The organism is Olsenella porci, assembly GCF_009695875.1.
Taxonomy (GTDB): Bacteria; Actinomycetota; Coriobacteriia; order Coriobacteriales; family Atopobiaceae; genus Olsenella_H; species Olsenella_H porci.
The window spans coordinates 209,306-225,474 of sequence record NZ_VUNC01000005.1 but is presented as its reverse complement, the minus strand read 5'-3'; the positions used below and the strand labels follow the sequence as shown (position 1 = coordinate 225,474).

At 63.0% G+C, this 16,169-nt stretch carries 12 protein-coding genes; all 12 read left to right on the top strand.

Annotation, left to right across the window (positions count from 1 at the left end; genetic code table 11):
• The first annotated feature begins 1,063 nt into the window (after positions 1-1,063).
• A complete protein-coding gene (locus FYJ68_RS07660; RefSeq protein ID WP_154435613.1) occupies positions 1,064-3,883 on the top strand; it encodes a hypothetical protein in 2,820 nt (939 codons plus the stop codon).
• Positions 3,884-4,005: 122 nt separating this feature from the next.
• Positions 4,006-6,741, top strand: coding sequence for a preprotein translocase subunit SecA (gene secA, locus FYJ68_RS07655; RefSeq protein ID WP_154435612.1), 2,736 nt, complete (start codon positions 4,006-4,008; stop codon positions 6,739-6,741).
• Positions 6,742-6,750: 9 nt separating this feature from the next.
• Complete coding sequence (prfB, locus tag FYJ68_RS07650) at positions 6,751-7,857, top strand: peptide chain release factor 2 (RefSeq protein ID WP_326832273.1); 1,107 nt, start codon at positions 6,751-6,753, stop codon at positions 7,855-7,857.
• Positions 7,857-8,738, top strand: a complete 882-nt coding sequence (locus FYJ68_RS07645; protein WP_154435611.1) for a YitT family protein — start codon at positions 7,857-7,859, stop codon at positions 8,736-8,738. The genes prfB and FYJ68_RS07645 overlap by 1 nt, the downstream gene beginning before the upstream one ends.
• A gap of 214 nt (positions 8,739-8,952) precedes the next feature.
• Entirely contained in the window at positions 8,953-9,636 is a 684-nt protein-coding gene (locus tag FYJ68_RS07640; protein WP_154435450.1) for a transaldolase family protein, read from the top strand.
• A gap of 182 nt (positions 9,637-9,818) precedes the next feature.
• On the top strand, positions 9,819-10,841 hold the full coding sequence (gene ftsE / locus FYJ68_RS07635; protein ID WP_326832272.1) for a cell division ATP-binding protein FtsE: 1,023 nt from the start codon (positions 9,819-9,821) through the stop codon (positions 10,839-10,841).
• Positions 10,828-11,751 (top strand): permease-like cell division protein FtsX, encoded by a 924-nt coding sequence (gene ftsX, locus FYJ68_RS07630; protein ID WP_154435609.1) that lies wholly within the window; start codon positions 10,828-10,830, stop codon positions 11,749-11,751. The genes ftsE and ftsX overlap by 14 nt, the downstream gene beginning before the upstream one ends.
• A gap of 154 nt (positions 11,752-11,905) precedes the next feature.
• Positions 11,906-13,891: a ribonuclease R family protein gene (locus tag FYJ68_RS07625; protein ID WP_229772120.1), complete on the top strand. Its 1,986-nt coding sequence runs from the start codon at positions 11,906-11,908 to the stop codon at positions 13,889-13,891.
• A 34-nt stretch (positions 13,892-13,925) separates the two neighbouring features.
• Positions 13,926-14,783 (top strand): tetratricopeptide repeat protein, encoded by an 858-nt coding sequence (locus FYJ68_RS07620; RefSeq protein WP_154435607.1) that lies wholly within the window; start codon positions 13,926-13,928, stop codon positions 14,781-14,783.
• Complete coding sequence (smpB, locus tag FYJ68_RS07615) at positions 14,773-15,255, top strand: SsrA-binding protein SmpB (protein WP_154435606.1); 483 nt, start codon at positions 14,773-14,775, stop codon at positions 15,253-15,255. Before FYJ68_RS07620 ends, smpB begins: the two co-directional genes overlap by 11 nt.
• Before the next feature lie 25 nt (positions 15,256-15,280).
• Positions 15,281-15,790: a flavin reductase family protein gene (locus FYJ68_RS07610; protein ID WP_154435605.1), complete on the top strand. Its 510-nt coding sequence runs from the start codon at positions 15,281-15,283 to the stop codon at positions 15,788-15,790.
• A 94-nt stretch (positions 15,791-15,884) separates the two neighbouring features.
• Positions 15,885-16,031, top strand: coding sequence for a rubredoxin-like domain-containing protein (locus tag FYJ68_RS07605; RefSeq protein ID WP_154435604.1), 147 nt, complete (start codon positions 15,885-15,887; stop codon positions 16,029-16,031).
• The last annotated feature ends 138 nt before the right edge of the window (positions 16,032-16,169 follow it).

Here is a 16,169-nt window from a genome sequence, read left to right as displayed (position 1 = left end):
AACCCGGAAGCTAAGCCCCCGAGCGCCCATGGTACTGCGGAGTAGTCCGTGGGAGAGCGGGTCGCCGCCGTCCCGCGAGAGGCATTCGGAGGGGGTCCGTCCCTTTGGGGGCGGGCCCCCTCCTTTTGTTATCGCGCCCGGACGCACGGGCCGTGCGCCCCCCCCGCGACGGCAAGGCAGGCCGCGCGTCCCAGGCCGGGGCGCGCGGCCTGTCCGCGTTTCGGGGCCCTAGGGCGGTTGTGTCGTCGTGTGCTCCTTGTGTGGGCGAAGGTGTGGGGTCTACGACACTTGCGAGCGCTTTAGGCGTCATTTCGTCCTTTGGCAGCCCCAGACCATCGCCCCATTGGCTGTGCCCATGTCGGACTGCTCCAACGTAGGCGTGTGCATGCCGTGGGAGGCGCCTCGACTCGCCTCGACTCTTATCTCATCCCTCCATTAATAACATGTGCTGGGTTAGGACCTGTCGGTCATGATTGCGTCCAGATTGTCTAAGGGACCGCGGATGTCTGACGACGCCGTGTGGAGGATGCTGCGGCGCGTTGTTCCCGAGACCGGGAAGGCGTGCTAATCGGGCATCGGCAGGGTCGGCATCGACGAAGCCTACCTACAGAATGTGTCAGAGAGACATTCTCACTACGGTGGATCTCGACGACCGGAGGGGCCGCGCCTTCAACGAGGACAGGGACAATGGCTTTGGTTGCTCAATATTGCGTTTTGTCGTCATGTAACTTGCGGGTGACTATCCGATAATCCCCATCTAAATTGTTTGTGAACACTTCTGCAGAACAAGGGTTGCCGCTGGCAGAAAACAGGCTGAAGACACTTTTAACATTTCAAAAAACATCCGAGAATTGATGTGGCTCATTTCATGTTTGAAGCCAAACAACTATCTTTTCAGAGAAGGGGGACTTACGAAATGCTTTATGAGCCTGTTGAATGTTCTGCCATTCATGACTGCAGGGGACCTTTTGTACGTGTCGAACGTACAAAAGTGCCTTCAGCGGAAGTCGTCCTTCCCCTGTCTGGAACAAGTCGGATTACCTTCCTGTGCGGGGAAGCTGGCATGGGGAAGACCAATCTCATTTGCCACATTCTTGATAACGAGGAATCCCGTGGTGCGGTCGTGAGAATTTTCGATCTCTCGCGCTCTTGCTGTCTTGATGTCCCTGAGAAGGTATATCGGATTTCTCGGGAAGTTGTCTCGCTTGCAAATATAAATTCCCGTGTCGTCGTGGGAATCGATGGACTTCCCCCCGACGGCGAGCAAGCGACTCATCGCGAGGCACGAGCGATTCGAAAGATGGCGGCTGCTGGCGCATACATTCTCATTGCCATTCGTCCAGAGTCACGGGCGGTCGCCGAGCTTCTCCCCGAGGCAAAGGTCGTTGGCGCCAAAGACCTCCTCTGCGGGGAGGGGATGTCGGACGAACCGGTTCGCTGGGGCTTCACTCACGGGATCCCTTCTCTTGAGTATTCGTTAATGGGACCTGCGTCTTCACGCGTTATTAATTGCCAGGATGCCGTTACCGCGAAATACGTTGATGCACTCGCTCGCCTTTCGTCAGAGTATCTTCGGGATAGCCTAGACGAAGAGGAGCGGGCACTTCGGGCAACGTTGATGCTCTTGGGTAGCGGGGAGCTGGCGAGCGTTCGAGAGATTCTTCCAAGGACGGATGACGAGGCGCTTCTCTGGCTAAAGGTGAGCGCCCCTCTGTTTGACATCAATCTGGTCAATTCCAAATTTTCCGTTGCAGGTCTCTGCGAGAATGCCCTGCTCGAAAAGTGCCTCCCTATGCTACGGGGAACCTGCAGCAAGTGGGGGGACCTGGTGCTTGGAGTGGTATGGGCGCTTTCGAGGCGCGGCGACTTCGCTCGTGCCTCGCTTGTCGGCTCAATGGTCGATGACCCGGAGGAACTGAGCGCCATCGGCTGCCATTGGGGCGAGGGGCTGTTGTTCTCTGGGCAAAGGGAGTTTTTGAACCGCTGCCTAGCTGCGGCAGACGATTCGGGCGTCCGCGCTACCCCCGGGTACCTGAAGTCGAGGCAGCTCATTCTGGAAGTGGATGGGCGCCTTTCCGAGGCGAAAAGCGGTCGCCTTGAATGCGCTGGCTTTCTCCCAAAATCAGGACGGAGTTCTTTTGACTGGGGCGTTTGCCGATTGGTGGCGGACTGTAGGGACAGGGCAGTATCTGCCTGCGGCAACATGGGTCAACCGGGTGGGCAGCTGCGTGCCACAGATGCCGCGCTTGTCCTCCACGGCAAAGTCATGGGCCTCTTGGCGGCGGGGGAACTGAAGGGCGCCTTTACAGCTATGCTCGACTCGCCGTTCCGCAGGGAACCCAGAACGCTTCCTGCGGCACTGCTATGCGATGACTTTGCGTTTGTGAGCGCACTCCTGGGCGAGAGGTTGACGCCGGAGGAAAAGAGGGACGTCGCTGCCGCAGAAAGGATTATCGGAGGCGCCTCTCCCCGGAGGCTTGGAGTTTATCGTGTGACCGTCAACCGGGCCCTAAGAGTCGTGATGGGGCATGCCACATCGATCAAGGGCGTCGAGCGTGCAATCAACCGCGCGGGAGAGAATGGCGACACGCTGATCGAGGCATCATTCCTGTTGGCGGCAGCTGTCGCGGACCTACGGTCAGGCGGGTGCACCCGCGCGCACGTGAGGGCTTCGAGGGCAGTTTTGCTGGCAGAGAGCGGGGGATCCTCCTACCTCGCGGACGTGGCCAAGCTGTTGGACGCCGCAATTCTCCTCTCCCTTGGGGAGGGTGCGACTGTCGCGGCAAAGAACTCCGACCTCAGCGAACCGGCTCTTAGGGACCTTATGCGGTTGCTTCTTCATGCCAATGGAGGTGGTCTCTCGTCCCACAAGTCGTTCGAGCGTCTCTCCAAGGCACGATGCGACAGAGAGGTCCTCTGGATTGTGTCCCTACTTTCGAAAGACTGCGGCGAGGTTTCGCGTGCCTTCAGGTCGGCTGCCCCACATGCCTGGACGGATCTGATCGACGAGGAACCGTCAGACAGCGAGAGTGTGCCCGAGACCCCTGAGGGTAATCACCTCGTGGGCGAGGAGGGGCTCCTCGTTCTTGAGGAGCCGGAGGACAAGACCTATAGGATTAACGTTCTTGGTGGATTCTCCGTGTACTGCGAGGGCAAATTGGTCGACCCGCTCAAGTTTGGGGCGAGGAGGGCTCGCGACCTGCTTATTGCCCTGGCGGTTACGCCCGGGCACGAGCTCAGACGGCACGAGGCGTTGCGCGCGATTTGGGGGGAGACGGACTACACCGACGGGATGCAGAAGCTCTACGAGGCGGTTGCTGCCGCGAGGAAGGTGCTCCGCGCCCAGGAGCTGGGGGTCGATCCCTTTAGGAACGTTCGTGGCAGCGGTCTCATCGCCCTAAACCCGGAGAGCGTGGGCACGGATGTCGACGTGTTCCTCTCCGAGGTCGAGAGCGTCCTTGCGGATGGCGCTGGGGATAGGGCCGCGATGGACCATGCACGACTGGTGAGACGGGCCTTCTCGACTGGTCCCTGTGGGCTGGGAGGCGACCCGGTCGGAGCGTGCGAGGATGCGGGCAGGGCATTGGATGCCTCGTTTGCCGATAGCATGGCTGTGGGAATCTCGGCTGCGCTTCGCTTGGGGAGGCCCCTACTCGCCTGCCAGTTTGCGGAGTCTGCCCTGGAAGTGGCCCCGGGGAGGGAGGACTTGCTCATAGGGTTGGTGAGGTCCCTTACAGAGCTTGGGAGAATGGTGGAGGTCGAGCAGCTTAGGAAGGACTATCGCGCAAAGGTTAAGAAGGGCGAGATGGTCCCCTGCCCAGAGCTGGAGGAGGCATTTAGGGAGGCGATGCGGAGAAGGGACGACGAAAGCCTGGAACAGTAACACAACGTCAATGCCATTTTAATGACAGAGATTCTCAGCTGACGGTCAGCGTGGCCCAACGGGTACATTGGTACGCGTTGAGAACTATGGATAAGAACCCTCTGTCATGACAAAGGATGCATATGCCTAACCTATTTTCTCGCCTCATGTCGAAGGGCGCAGACAAGCAGCTCAAGGAGTTTCGGAAGATTGCCGACCAGGTGAACGATCAAGAGCAGACCTTCCACGCCATGGACGACGAGGAGCTGAGGTCGCAGACCGCACGCTTTAGGGAGCGCTACGACAACGGAGAGCCCCTCGATGACATACTGCCCGAGGCGTTTGCTGCTATGAGGGAGGCCTCGAGCAGGACCCTTGGCATGCGTCACTTCGACGTGCAGGTGATAGGTGGCATCGCGCTCCATCGCGGCATGATTGCGGAGATGAAGACCGGCGAGGGCAAGACGCTCGTCTCGACCCTCGCCGGCTACCTCAACGCAATCTCCGGCAAGGGCGTCCACATCGTCACGGTAAACGACTACCTCGCGAAACGCGACAGCCAGTGGATGGGGCAGGTCTATCGCTTCATGGGCATGGACGTGGGCCTGCTGCAGAACGGGATGCGGCTCCCCGACAAGAAGCCGGCCTACTCGGCGGACGTGACCTATGGCACCAACTCCGAGTTTGGCTTTGACTACCTTCGCGACAACATGGTCACGAGGGCGGATATGCGCGTGCAGCGTGGGCACAACTTCGCCATCGTCGACGAGGTGGACTCAATCCTCATCGACGAGGCACGAACCCCGCTCATCATCTCTGGTGCCGGCACAAAGTCGGCGAGTACGTACAAGGACTTCGCCCGCGCCGTCCGCGGCCTCAAGCCCGACGTCGACTTTGAGATGGACGAGGCTAAGCACACCATCGCCGCGACAGATACCGGCCTCAAGAAGATTGAGCGGGCCCTGGGCATCGATGACATTTACGCCGATATGAGCGGGCAGCTGGTCAACCACCTGCAGCAGGCGCTCAAGGCCCAGTACATGTTCCACCGCGACCAGCAGTACGTCGTTGCGGATGGCGAGGTTAAGATCGTCGACGAGTTCACGGGTCGAATCATGGAGGGCAGGCGCTACTCCGAGGGCCTGCACCAGGCAATCGAGGCGAAGGAGGGCGTGCTCATTCGCGAGGAGAACCAGACCCTTGCGACCATCACGCTTCAGAACTACTTCCGCCTCTACGACAAGCTCAGCGGCATGACGGGCACCGCCATGACCGAGGACGCGGAGTTCAGAGAGATTTACAACCTGCCTGTCCAGGCAATTCCGCCCAACAAGCCGGTCATTCGCGTCGACCACGACGACCTCGTGTACAAGACCGTGGACGCAAAGTTCAACGCCGTTGCGGATGACGTCGTGGCGCGCCATGAGAAGGGGCAGCCGGTGCTGGTGGGTACCGTCTCCATCGAGAATTCCGAGAAGCTCTCTCGCATCCTCGACAAGAGGGGCATCAAGCACCAGGTCCTCAACGCCAAGTTCCACGAGCGTGAGGCACAGATTGTTGCGCAGGCGGGTCGCGAGGGGGCCGTCACGATCGCGACCAACATGGCCGGTCGTGGTACGGACATCCTGCTGGGTGGCAACCCACAGTTCCTGGCGTCCGACCTTCTCGCCCGCGATGGGGTCGACCCAGAGGAGGCAACCCCCGAGCAGAGGGAGGCGGCGCTGGACGAGGCAAAGGAGACCTGCGAGCGCGAGAAGGAGCACGTGCTTGCCGCGGGTGGTCTCTGCGTCATCGGCACCGAGCGCCACGAGAGCCGTCGAATCGACAATCAGCTGAGGGGCCGTTCCGGCCGTCAGGGGGATCCGGGCGAGACGCAGTTCTACCTCTCGCTGGAGGACAACCTGATGCGCCTCTTTGGCGGCGAGCGCATGGACCGCATCGCGAGCATGATGGACAAGTACGACATGCCCGACGACATGCCCATCCAAGCCAAGATCGTCACCAAGGCGGTGGAGAGCGCGCAGCGCAAGGTCGAGCAGATCAACTTCTCGATGCGCAAAAACGTCCTCGACTACGATGACGTCATGAACAAGCAGCGCCAGGTCATCTACGAGGAGCGCAACAAGATTCTGGATGGCAAGGACCTCGTCGCGCACGTCGAGGAGGTCACGCTCGATACCGTGCAACGCAGGGTTGCGGAGTTCTGTCCCGAGGACGGCGACCCAGAGACGTGGGACTTCAAGGGTCTCTCGAAGTGGCTGCAGGAGCTCACTGGGCGCACCGATGGGCCAGCGGCCAACGAAGACATGGAGCAGGGCGACATCGTCGATGCGATCGACGAGTACGTCGTTTCCTGCTACCACGAGAAGTCCGAGAGGCTCTCGGACGAGATTATGCAGCAGCTCTCGGCACAGGTAATGCTGCGCGTCATTGATACCCGCTGGATGTCTTACCTTCAGGAGATGGACTACCTCAAGACTGGCATTGGACTGCGTGGCTTCGGTCAGCGCGACCCGCTCGTGGAGTACAAGACGGAGGCATTTGCTGCATTCACCGAGCTCGTCAACACGATGTACGAGGACTTCCTACGTACGATTCTACGCATCGAGCTCGCCGTTGCTCCCCAGCAGCCCGAGGATGACGGGTTGAGGGGCGCTCACTACTCCGGTCCCGAAGAGGTTGACGGCGACCATGGAAACAGGCGCGCCCCCTCTCACCTGAAGGCGGCGGGACAGGGGGGTGGCACCCCCGCGCCGTCCAAGCCAATGACGTATCGCAAGTCCGAGGACCCGGATCCGTATGTTGGGGTTGGCCGCAACGACCCCTGCCCCTGTGGTAGCGGAAAGAAGTTCAAGAACTGCCACGGCAGGAATCGCTAGGCGGCGCCCGTGGAGAAGACTGACATTGAAGCGTTGGGCGAACGCCTCGACCAGGTCGAGGGCTACCTGCACGTAGGTGAGAAGCGCGGCCTGGTCTCGGAGCTCGAGGCACAGAGTGCGAGTGCGGGGTTCTGGGACGACACCGCGGCGGCAACTGCCGTTATGGCGAGGCTTAACGCCGCGAAGGACGATGTTCGTGCGGTGGATGAGGCACGCTCAAAGCTCGAGGACCTCGAGACGGCGTTCGAGCTGGGGGAGGAGACGCAGGACCAGGACATGCTCTCCGAGGCGGAGGGCATGCGCTCCGAGCTCGAGGGGTATCTTGGAGAGCTGGAGCTCTCGAGCTGGTTCGTGGACGACCTTGATCACGGCGATGCAATCGTGACCATTACCCCCGGTCAGGGCGGGCTAGAGGCCCAGGACTGGACGGACATGCTCTTCCACATGTACCTCGCCTACTGCGTGAGAAGGGACTGGAAGGTCGTTGTGAACGACGCCCCCGCTGCGGAGGGCATTGGCATCGACAGAGCCACCTTCACGGTCTCGGGCAAGAACGCATACGGGATGCTCAGGGCGGAGCAGGGGGTTCACCGGCTCGTGAGGATTTCTCCCACCGATGCGAAGAAGCGTCGCCAGACGACCTTCGCCGGCGTCGAGGTCCTCCCGGTGCTTCCTGATGACATCGAGGTGAAGATAGACCCGGGTGACCTCAGGATTGACGTGTACCACGCGTCTGGCCCCGGTGGCCAGGGTGTCAACACAACCGACTCGGCGGTGCGCATCACGCACATCCCTACCGGAATCGTGGTCACCTGCCAGAACGAGCGCAGCCAGCTGCAGAACAAAGCGGCAGCGATGCAGATCCTGAAGAGCCGTCTGTACGAGCTTGAGAAGGCGCGTCGCGACGCGGAGATCGACGAGTTGAGGGGTCCCAAGCACGAGATTTCGTTTGGCAACCAGATCAGGAGCTACGTGCTGTACCCGTACCAGCTCGTGAAGGACCTCAGGACGGGTGTCGAGACGAGCAATGTCGACTCGGTGCTTTCGGACGGGAATCTTGACAAGTTCATCATCGCCTACCATCGCTGGGCGGTCGGGGGCGGTGAGGGCAAGTGATGCCGCGAGGCGGAATCCGGACGGCGGTCCGCGACGCCGCCCTGATCGTCTTTGGCTCCTTTGTCTACGCCGTCGGCATTGACTGCTTCGAGATTCCAAACGGCCTTGCGGCTGGTGGGCTCACGGGCGTGGCAACGATCACGTCTGCACTCGCTGCCAATGCAGGGATAACCCTGCCCGTTGGCATCCAGACCATCGCAATGAACGCGGTTCTCCTGGGGTACGTCTATGCGACGACTCATGATGGTGGCTACGTCACGCAGAGCATATTCGGAATGATTGTTTCGGGCCTCTTCACCGACCTCCTTGCGCCGGTGCTGCCCGTTCCCGTCCACAATGACCTGCTGCTCTCAGCAATCTGGGGCGGCGTGATTGCTGGCGCGGGCATCGGCATAGTCTTCCTGTCGGGCGGGAACACGGGTGGGACCGACATCGTCTGCCAGCTCATCGCCAGGCGGACGGGGATGCCGCTCGGGACCCTCGCCATCATCGTCGACGGTGCGATTGTCGCGGCGTCGATTCCGGTGTTCTCCCTGACCAATGCCCTCTACGCTGGCGTCGCGATGTACATCAGCGGCAGGGTGATAGACGCCATCGTCGATGGTCCCCTGACCGCTCGCGTGGCGTTCGTGATCTCGTCGGAACATGACAGGATAGGCAACCAGATCCTGTACACCCTTGGCAGGGGCTGCACCGAGCTGCAGGCGCGCGGCCTCTGGAGCGGTAGCAGCAGGCCCGTCCTGATGTGCGTGCTAGGCAGGACGGAGACCCATCGCCTCAAGGAGATCGTCGCCGGGATCGACCCGGATGCCGTCGTCATCGTCACCGAGGTTCACGAGGCATTTGGAGAGGGCTTTACGCAGATAGGCTCGGGATCCTAGGGGAGAGGCACGAGCGACGATCCCGCACGCGGTTTCCCCTGGGATGTGGAGCCGTTGTGGGGGTGCCCCATCTGGCGAACGCATGGAGTCACGCGCGGAAAACCGGCCGCGGTTAACGCGCTCCTGCGTTAGCATCTGCAGCCACGGGGCACGTTAGGCAGTCTGCCCCTGCCGCCACCGGCGGCGAAACGCGCAACAAGGAAGAGGGGGACACATGAAGTTCTTCATCGACACCGCCGACCTCGACGAGATCAGGGAGGCCATGAGCTGGGGCGTGCTCTCGGGCGTGACCACCAACCCGTCGCTGTACGCCAGGACGGGCGGCAAGCTCGCCGACTTCGAGGCCCACATGGCCGAGATCTGCCGCGTCTGCGAGGGCCTGCCCGTCTCCGCCGAGTCGCAGGCCAAGACCACCGAGGGCATGGTGGAGGACGCCAGGAGGCTCGCGGCGCTGGCCCCCAACGTCGTCGTGAAGCTGCCCATCTGCGAGGAGAGCCTGCCGGCGACCCACCAGCTCGCCTCCGAGGGCATCCGCGTCAACATGACGCTGGTGTTCTCCGCCCCGCAGGCGCTGCTGGCCGCCCGCGCCGGCGCGCGCTACGTGAGCCCCTTCGTCGGCCGCTTCGACGACATCGGCGACGACGGCCTCGCCCAGCTCGAGACCGTGGTCCGCGCGGTCAAGAACTACTCCTACGGCTACTGGGACGGGGAGGGCGGCCCCGAGATCATCACCGCCTCCGTGCGCACCCCCAACCACGTGACCCAGGCCGCCCTCATGGGCGCCGACATCGCCACCGTGCCCTTCGCGGCGCTCAGGAAGTGCGTGAGGCACCCGCTCACCGCCGAGGGCAGGGCGAAGTTCGACGCCGACTGGGAGAAGGTCTCCGCCGGGGCGTAGACGTTGCAGCGGATTCGCTCCGCGATTCAGGCATCTTGCAGGCAGGCTCCCTACGGATAGAGGGTCCGTGGGGAGCCTCTGGTTTATCTGTGCCCAGATGGGGGCCTAGGGGCGCTATCCTCGGTCTTTGCTAGAATGCCAACGAATCTGTCATGTATCGCTATGTAGAAAAAGGAGCTCTAGTGGCCAACCACTTTCGCAGCAGCGAGCGACAGGGGGACGAGGGCGCGCAGCAGCCCCTCGACAGCCAGGAGGCGCAGGGCAGCGAGGTGACGGACCAGGAGCAGGCCAACTTCGTGCCGCGCCACTCGGCCCAGCACGTCGCAGCCTCACCCGCCCCCAATGCGCAAGCAGAGCCGGAGGCCCCCCAGCAGGAGCAGCCGGCAGGCTCGATGACGGTCGCGAACCGGGCGGAGGACGAGATAACGTCCCAGCCTGGGTACACGAGCGTCTTCGCACCCCTGAACGATGCGGGCGCACCTGCGGTCTCTCGTACGGGCACCCCCACCATCACGCTCAAAAACGCAACACTCATCTACCCGGCCCAGCCCAACAAGCCAGCGCTGGAAGACGTGAGCCTGGACATCTACCCTGGCGAGTTCGTGTTTGTCGTCGGACACTCCGGCTCGGGTAAGTCGACGTTCCTCAAGCTCCTCACGCGCGAGCTTCGCGCCACCAAGGGGCAGGTCATCGTGGCGGGGAGGGACCTCACCAAGCTCCGCAACAGCAGGGTTCCGTACCTCCGTCGCCAGATCGGCACTGTGTACCAGGACTTCAAGCTCCTTCCCGACAAGACGGTCTACGAGAACGTCTCGTTTGCTCTCGAGTGCATCGGCAAGTCTCGCGCGGTCATCAAGGCGCAGGTTCCCGAGGTGCTCAGGCTCGTCGGCCTTGCCGAGAAGATGGACAACTACCCCGATCAGCTTTCTGGTGGAGAGCAGCAGCGCGTCTCGGTCGCGAGGGCCATGGTCAACCGTCCGCCCCTTCTGGTGTGCGACGAGCCGACCGGAAACCTCGACCCCGCAATCTCGCTGGGCATCATGAAGCTTCTGGACCGGATCAACCGCACCGGAACCACCGTGGTCATGGCGACCCACGACCGCGAGATGGTCGACTCTATGCGCAAGCGCGTCATCGCGCTCGAAGCGGGTCACGTGGTCCGCGACCAAGAGAGGGGAGGTTACGGCTACTATGGTGCCCTCTAACCTAGGCTATTCGCTCCGCGAGGCCGGACGCCACTTCCGAAGGAACTGGTCCACCGTCCTGGGGGCCATCGTTACCATCTTCCTCTCGCTCTTTGTGATTGGCCTCTTCGTGATGGGGTCGGTCATGATTGGCAACCTCGTCGGCAACGTCGAGAACTCCGTCACCATCCAGGCGTTCCTCTCCGACGACGCCGACAGCAACGCCGTCCAGGCCCTCCAGACCAAGATAGAGGGGTGGGACGACGTCGAGTCTGTCAAGTACAAGAGCAAGGACGAGGCGCTCGAGGAGTACAAGCAGTCCATGAGCAACCGCAATGCCTCCGACGTCGTTGCCGCGCTTGATGGCGAGAATCCCGTCCCCGCCTCCTACGTGATCACCCTCAAGGACCCGCAGAAGGTCGAAGAGGTTGCCAACAAGCTTATCCAGGACTCTGACTTCCAGTCGGTCGCCGATGGGTCGGACGCATCCTCTGCGGTCTCGTATGGGCGCGAGACGGTCGAGCGTCTCTTCAGCGTGACGTACTACCTGCGCATGGGCGCAATCGTCCTCGTCGTGCTCCTCTCGTTCATCGCGTTCGTCTTCATCAACAACACCATTCGTCTCTCCATCGCCGCCCGTCGTCGCGAGATTGCGATCATGAGGCTCGTGGGCGCCTCGAACGGCTTCATTCGTGGGCCGTTCCTCACCGAGGGCGTGCTCGAGGCCCTCATTGGCTCGCTCCTCGCCATCGGCGTGCTGCAGGCGGGCTCCCAGGTCGTGCTTCCCAAGCTCCAGCAGAGCCTCTCGTTCCTCTCGTTTAACCTCCCCACGCAGGTGGTGGCGGCAACGTATGGAGCGCTCGTGGTCATAGGCATCCTGCTCGGCCTGTTTGGCTCCGCCATCGCGATGAGGCGGTATCTCAGGGTATAAGAGTTGCGAAGTCAGAAGACTTTGCCGATGGGGCGGTGCGGTTGCATGACCGTGCCGCCCCCGTCTTTTTTGGAGGGGTATGGCAAGAAGGCATCCTGGCGGAGGTCGGAGACGCGGTGGTGCACCGCGGAAGGCACGCAAGCCCCGTCAGACGTTGACGGGGCTCATCAGGGTCACGCGTCCCGGGGTCGCCACCGTCGACACCGCCGAGGGGCGCTTTGCCGTGGGGCGCGGTGGCATTCGCGAAGCGATGAACGGCGACGAGGTTCAGGTCTCCCTGAGCACCAGGAGGGGAGGCGAGCGGCTTGCCTACGTCCAGGCCGTCCTCATGAGGGCGACCACGACCTTCGCGGGCACATACGCTGACGCCGCGCCACTCGGCATCGTCGTGCCCCTCGACGGTAGGATCAGGAGGGACTTCTTCGTTCTGCCCGAGGACGACTCTGCCAGCCGGTTGGGCGTCAGCGACGGGGACGTGGTCTCCGCCAGGATCCTCGAGTATCCCGCGCGCCACTCCTCGGGCGTGGTGACGCTCGACCGCAGGCTTGGGGGCGCTGATGACCTCGACCTGGACATGGAGTCGGTCATCGCATCGTACGACCTTGCGACGGACTTCCCCGAGGAGTGCTGCGAGCAGGTGGAGCCGGTGCGGGTTGACGTTGAGTCCGCGCTCGCGGGCGACCCCTGTCGGCGCGACCTCAGAGATCGCTCGTGCATGACGGTCGACCCCACCGACGCGCGTGACTTCGATGACGCGGTTGGCGCCCGGAGGGTAGAAGGCGGATACGAGGTGGACGTCCACATCGCCGACGTGACCCACTACGTGCCCTGGGACTCGCCGGTCGACCGCGAGGCACGTCGCAGGACCTGCTCGGTCTACCTTGCGGATCGCGTCCTCCCGATGCTGCCCGAGAAGCTCTGCAACGACGTATGCTCGCTGGTCCCCGGCAGCGACCGCCTGTGCATGAGCGTCCTAATGCGCCTCGACGTCCATGGCAACGTGACCTCGTTTGAGGTTGCCCCATCGGCCATCAGGTCACGGGCGAGACTTGACTACGACACCGTCGACGCGCTGTTGGATGGTCGCGCTGAGGAGGCCTCCCTTCCCGCCGTCGAGGGTGGCCCCGAGGCGATTGCCGGTCAGCTGCGCATCCTGGACGAGGTCGCCTCGCTCAGGCGCGAGGTAAGGAGCCTTCGCGGCGCGATTGACTTCGAGACCCGGGAGGCGAAGGTCATCCTGGACGAGAGGGGCAAGCCCCAGGGCGTGTCGGTGAGGGAGCGCACCCGGGCAACGGGGCTCATCGAGGAGGCCATGCTCATGGCCAACGAGTGCGTCGCGTCGCTTCTCTCCCAGTCGGACGTACCCGTTGCGTACAGGGTTCACGAGCGTCCCTCTCACGAGGACCTCAAGGAGACGCTCCCGGTCCTGGGCGAGCTGGGGCTCCTGCATGGGGATCTGGCGGAGAGGCTGGTGAGCGGGGATCCCATGGCAATGCAGGAGGTGCTGCGCGCCGCGCATGGGACGCAGGCCGAGTACCTGGCGAGCTCGGTGCTCCTGAGGGCGCAGAAGAGGGCGGTCTACCTTCCGCGTAACGACGGGCACTACGCGCTGGGCGCGCGGGCGTACTGCCACTTCACGTCTCCCATCAGGCGCTATCCCGACGACACGGTTCATCGCGCACTCAAGGCGCTGCTACATGGGGAGCTTGGGTCCAAGGAGCAGGCGCGCGTGGCGGAGGCCCTCCCTCAGCTCTGCAGGGACTGCAGCGATAGGGAGAGGGTTGCCGACTCCGCCTCGCGTGCGTCACAGAAGGTGAAGATGGCCGAGCTCTTCTCCGGGCATGTGGGAGAGGACTTCTCGGGCATGGTCGTTGGGGTGGAGCGCTATGGTCTGTTCGTCGCCCTCGACGACACCTGCGCCGAGGGGCTCCTCCCGGTGAGGGCGCTCGGCGACGAGTGGTTTGCCTACGACGAGAGGCTCCTCTCCCTCACGGGGGAGGAGAGCGGCAAGAGGTGGAGGCCGGGCCAACGGGTCGCGGTCACCGTGACGGGCACCGACCCCGCGCACGGACGCATCGACTTCGCGCTCGCGGGCTCCGTGTCGAGGGAGTGGGCACAACGGGGTAGGCTACAGGCATAGCGACGAGACGCGGCGGTGCCGCGATGGGGGACAGATGGAACAGACGGACATGACGGAACGGCTCCAGACCGCCGAGGGCCTGCTCGTGCAAGGCCAGTCGGAGCAGGCGCTGGAGCTGCTGCGAAAGCTCGCCGAGGACTGCGAGGAGTACGTGGACAAGAACTGCCCAACCACCGACGAGGTGCAGTGGTTCAGCTTTCCCACGCTCTTCGAGCGCCTTGCCTACAGGCGGGTCGAGAACGACCCCCGCGAGCTCAGGGATGTTGGCGAGCCGTTTGACAGGCTCTATAACGACCTCGCCCTCGCGAGCGTTCACGAGGGGGACTACACCACCGCGAAGCAGGCCCTGAGCCAGGCGGTCCGTTGGAACCCCATGGGTTGCGAGTATCGCCTGAACCTTGCGGATCTGTATCGCATAGATGGCGACCCGCAGGAGTACCTTGCGCTCACCTACTCCGTGTTCGAGCGTGCGAGCGATGCCCGTCACCTCGAGCGCGCCTTCGCCAACTTTGCGGAGTACTTTGAGGTCCAGGACAAGCCGCGCGCCTCGGCCGCGGCGCTCAGGGCTGGCCGTCGGCTTGGAACGGAGGATCCCACGCTCGCTGCGGCGCTCGACCAGGCAAGCGGGACCGAGCGCGACCCCGACTCCGTGACGGATGACGAGGCGCGCGACCTCCTCGCCCAGGAGGGGCTGCCCGACGGCGCCAACGCCGAGATCGCGGTGTGTCTGCTCATGTGCGCCACCGACGCTGCCGCCATGGGCCAGCGTGACGTCGCCACCAACCTCACGGTCCGCGCCCGCGACCTTGTGGGCGAGGACGCGGCGATGACGCTGCTCGGTCTCATCCGCTCTGCGGACGAGGAGGATGGGGGTGCGACTGATGCCCGCTAGCAAGAACGCGCGCGGGAAGAAGACGATCTCCAGAAATCGCGTCGCCCGTCACGACTACCTCATCGAGGACACGTGGGAGGCGGGCATAGAGCTCACGGGCTCGGAGGTCAAGAGCCTGCGTGAGAGGCCCGCCCAGATATCCGACTCGTTCTGCATCATCCGAGGCGGCCAGCTCTTCCTGGTGGGCGTCCACATTCACCCGTACTCCAACGGAGGGGTCTGGAACGTGGACCCCGACCGCAGACGTAGGCTCCTGATGCACCGTCGGCAGATTGACTATCTCGATGGAAAGCTGCGCGGCAAGGGCTTGGCAGTAGTCCCCCTCGAGCTCTACTTTGACGAGCACAATCGAGTGAAGCTGCAGATTGGACTGGGCAAGGGAAAGAAGCTCTACGACAAGCGCGCCGACATGGCGCGTCGGCAGGTCGACCGCGACATCCAGCGCGCACTCAAGGAGCGTAGCCGCGGGTAGGGAATTGTGACCAAGGAGGAAAGGCATGGACGCGAAGGCGCTGTTCAAATTCTCTTCGGGGCTCTACGTGGTCTCGGCAAGGTCTGGGGACGACGTGGGCGCGTGCCTCGTGAACACGGGGCTTCAGCTCACCAGTGAGCCGCTCCAGGTCGCAGTGGTGGTCAACAAGCAGAACCACACTCACGACGTCATCAAGTCCGCAGGCCACTTCGCGCTCTGCCCCCTCACCCAGGGGGCCGACATGCCCTTCGTGGGGAGGTTTGGGTTCAGGACCTCGACCGAGTTCGACAAGTTTGCCGGGATAGAGACGCGTACCACCTGCCTGGGCGACCCCTTTACCCCACAGAACGCCGCGAGTGTCATTGCCTGCCAGGTCGTCCAGACCCTGGACGTGGGGACCCACACCGTGTTCGTTGGCGAGGTTCGCGACGCCGAGGTCCTGGACGATGCCCCGCTCCTGACCTACGAGTACTACCATACTGTCCTCAAGGGAAAGACACCGCCAAAGGCGTCCTCCTACCTTGGTAACCAGTAGGCAATCGCAGGCGTCACCCTTGGATAAAATGATATTATCCAAGGTGCATTTTGGGGTGGCCCATGGGAGGGCCACCACGTGGAGAGGAGTCACCATGGCCGACGAAGAGAAGAAGACCTACACCTTCCGTTGCACCGTCTGTGGCTACGAGGTCACCGTTGACACGCCCGAGCTTCCCGAGGACTACGTCTGCCCCGTCTGCGGCGTTGGCCCCGACATGTTCGAGCTCGTCGAGAAGTAGGCGAGAGGGTACAGGAACCATTGCCGGCGGGGCGGTGCCTTTGGGTGCCGCCCCGCCGCGTGTCTTCCGGCGGAAGACGCTCCCGCCTCCCCGGCGTAGCTCCTCTCGCCCAATGGCACATGCCGTTTGCGGAAGACG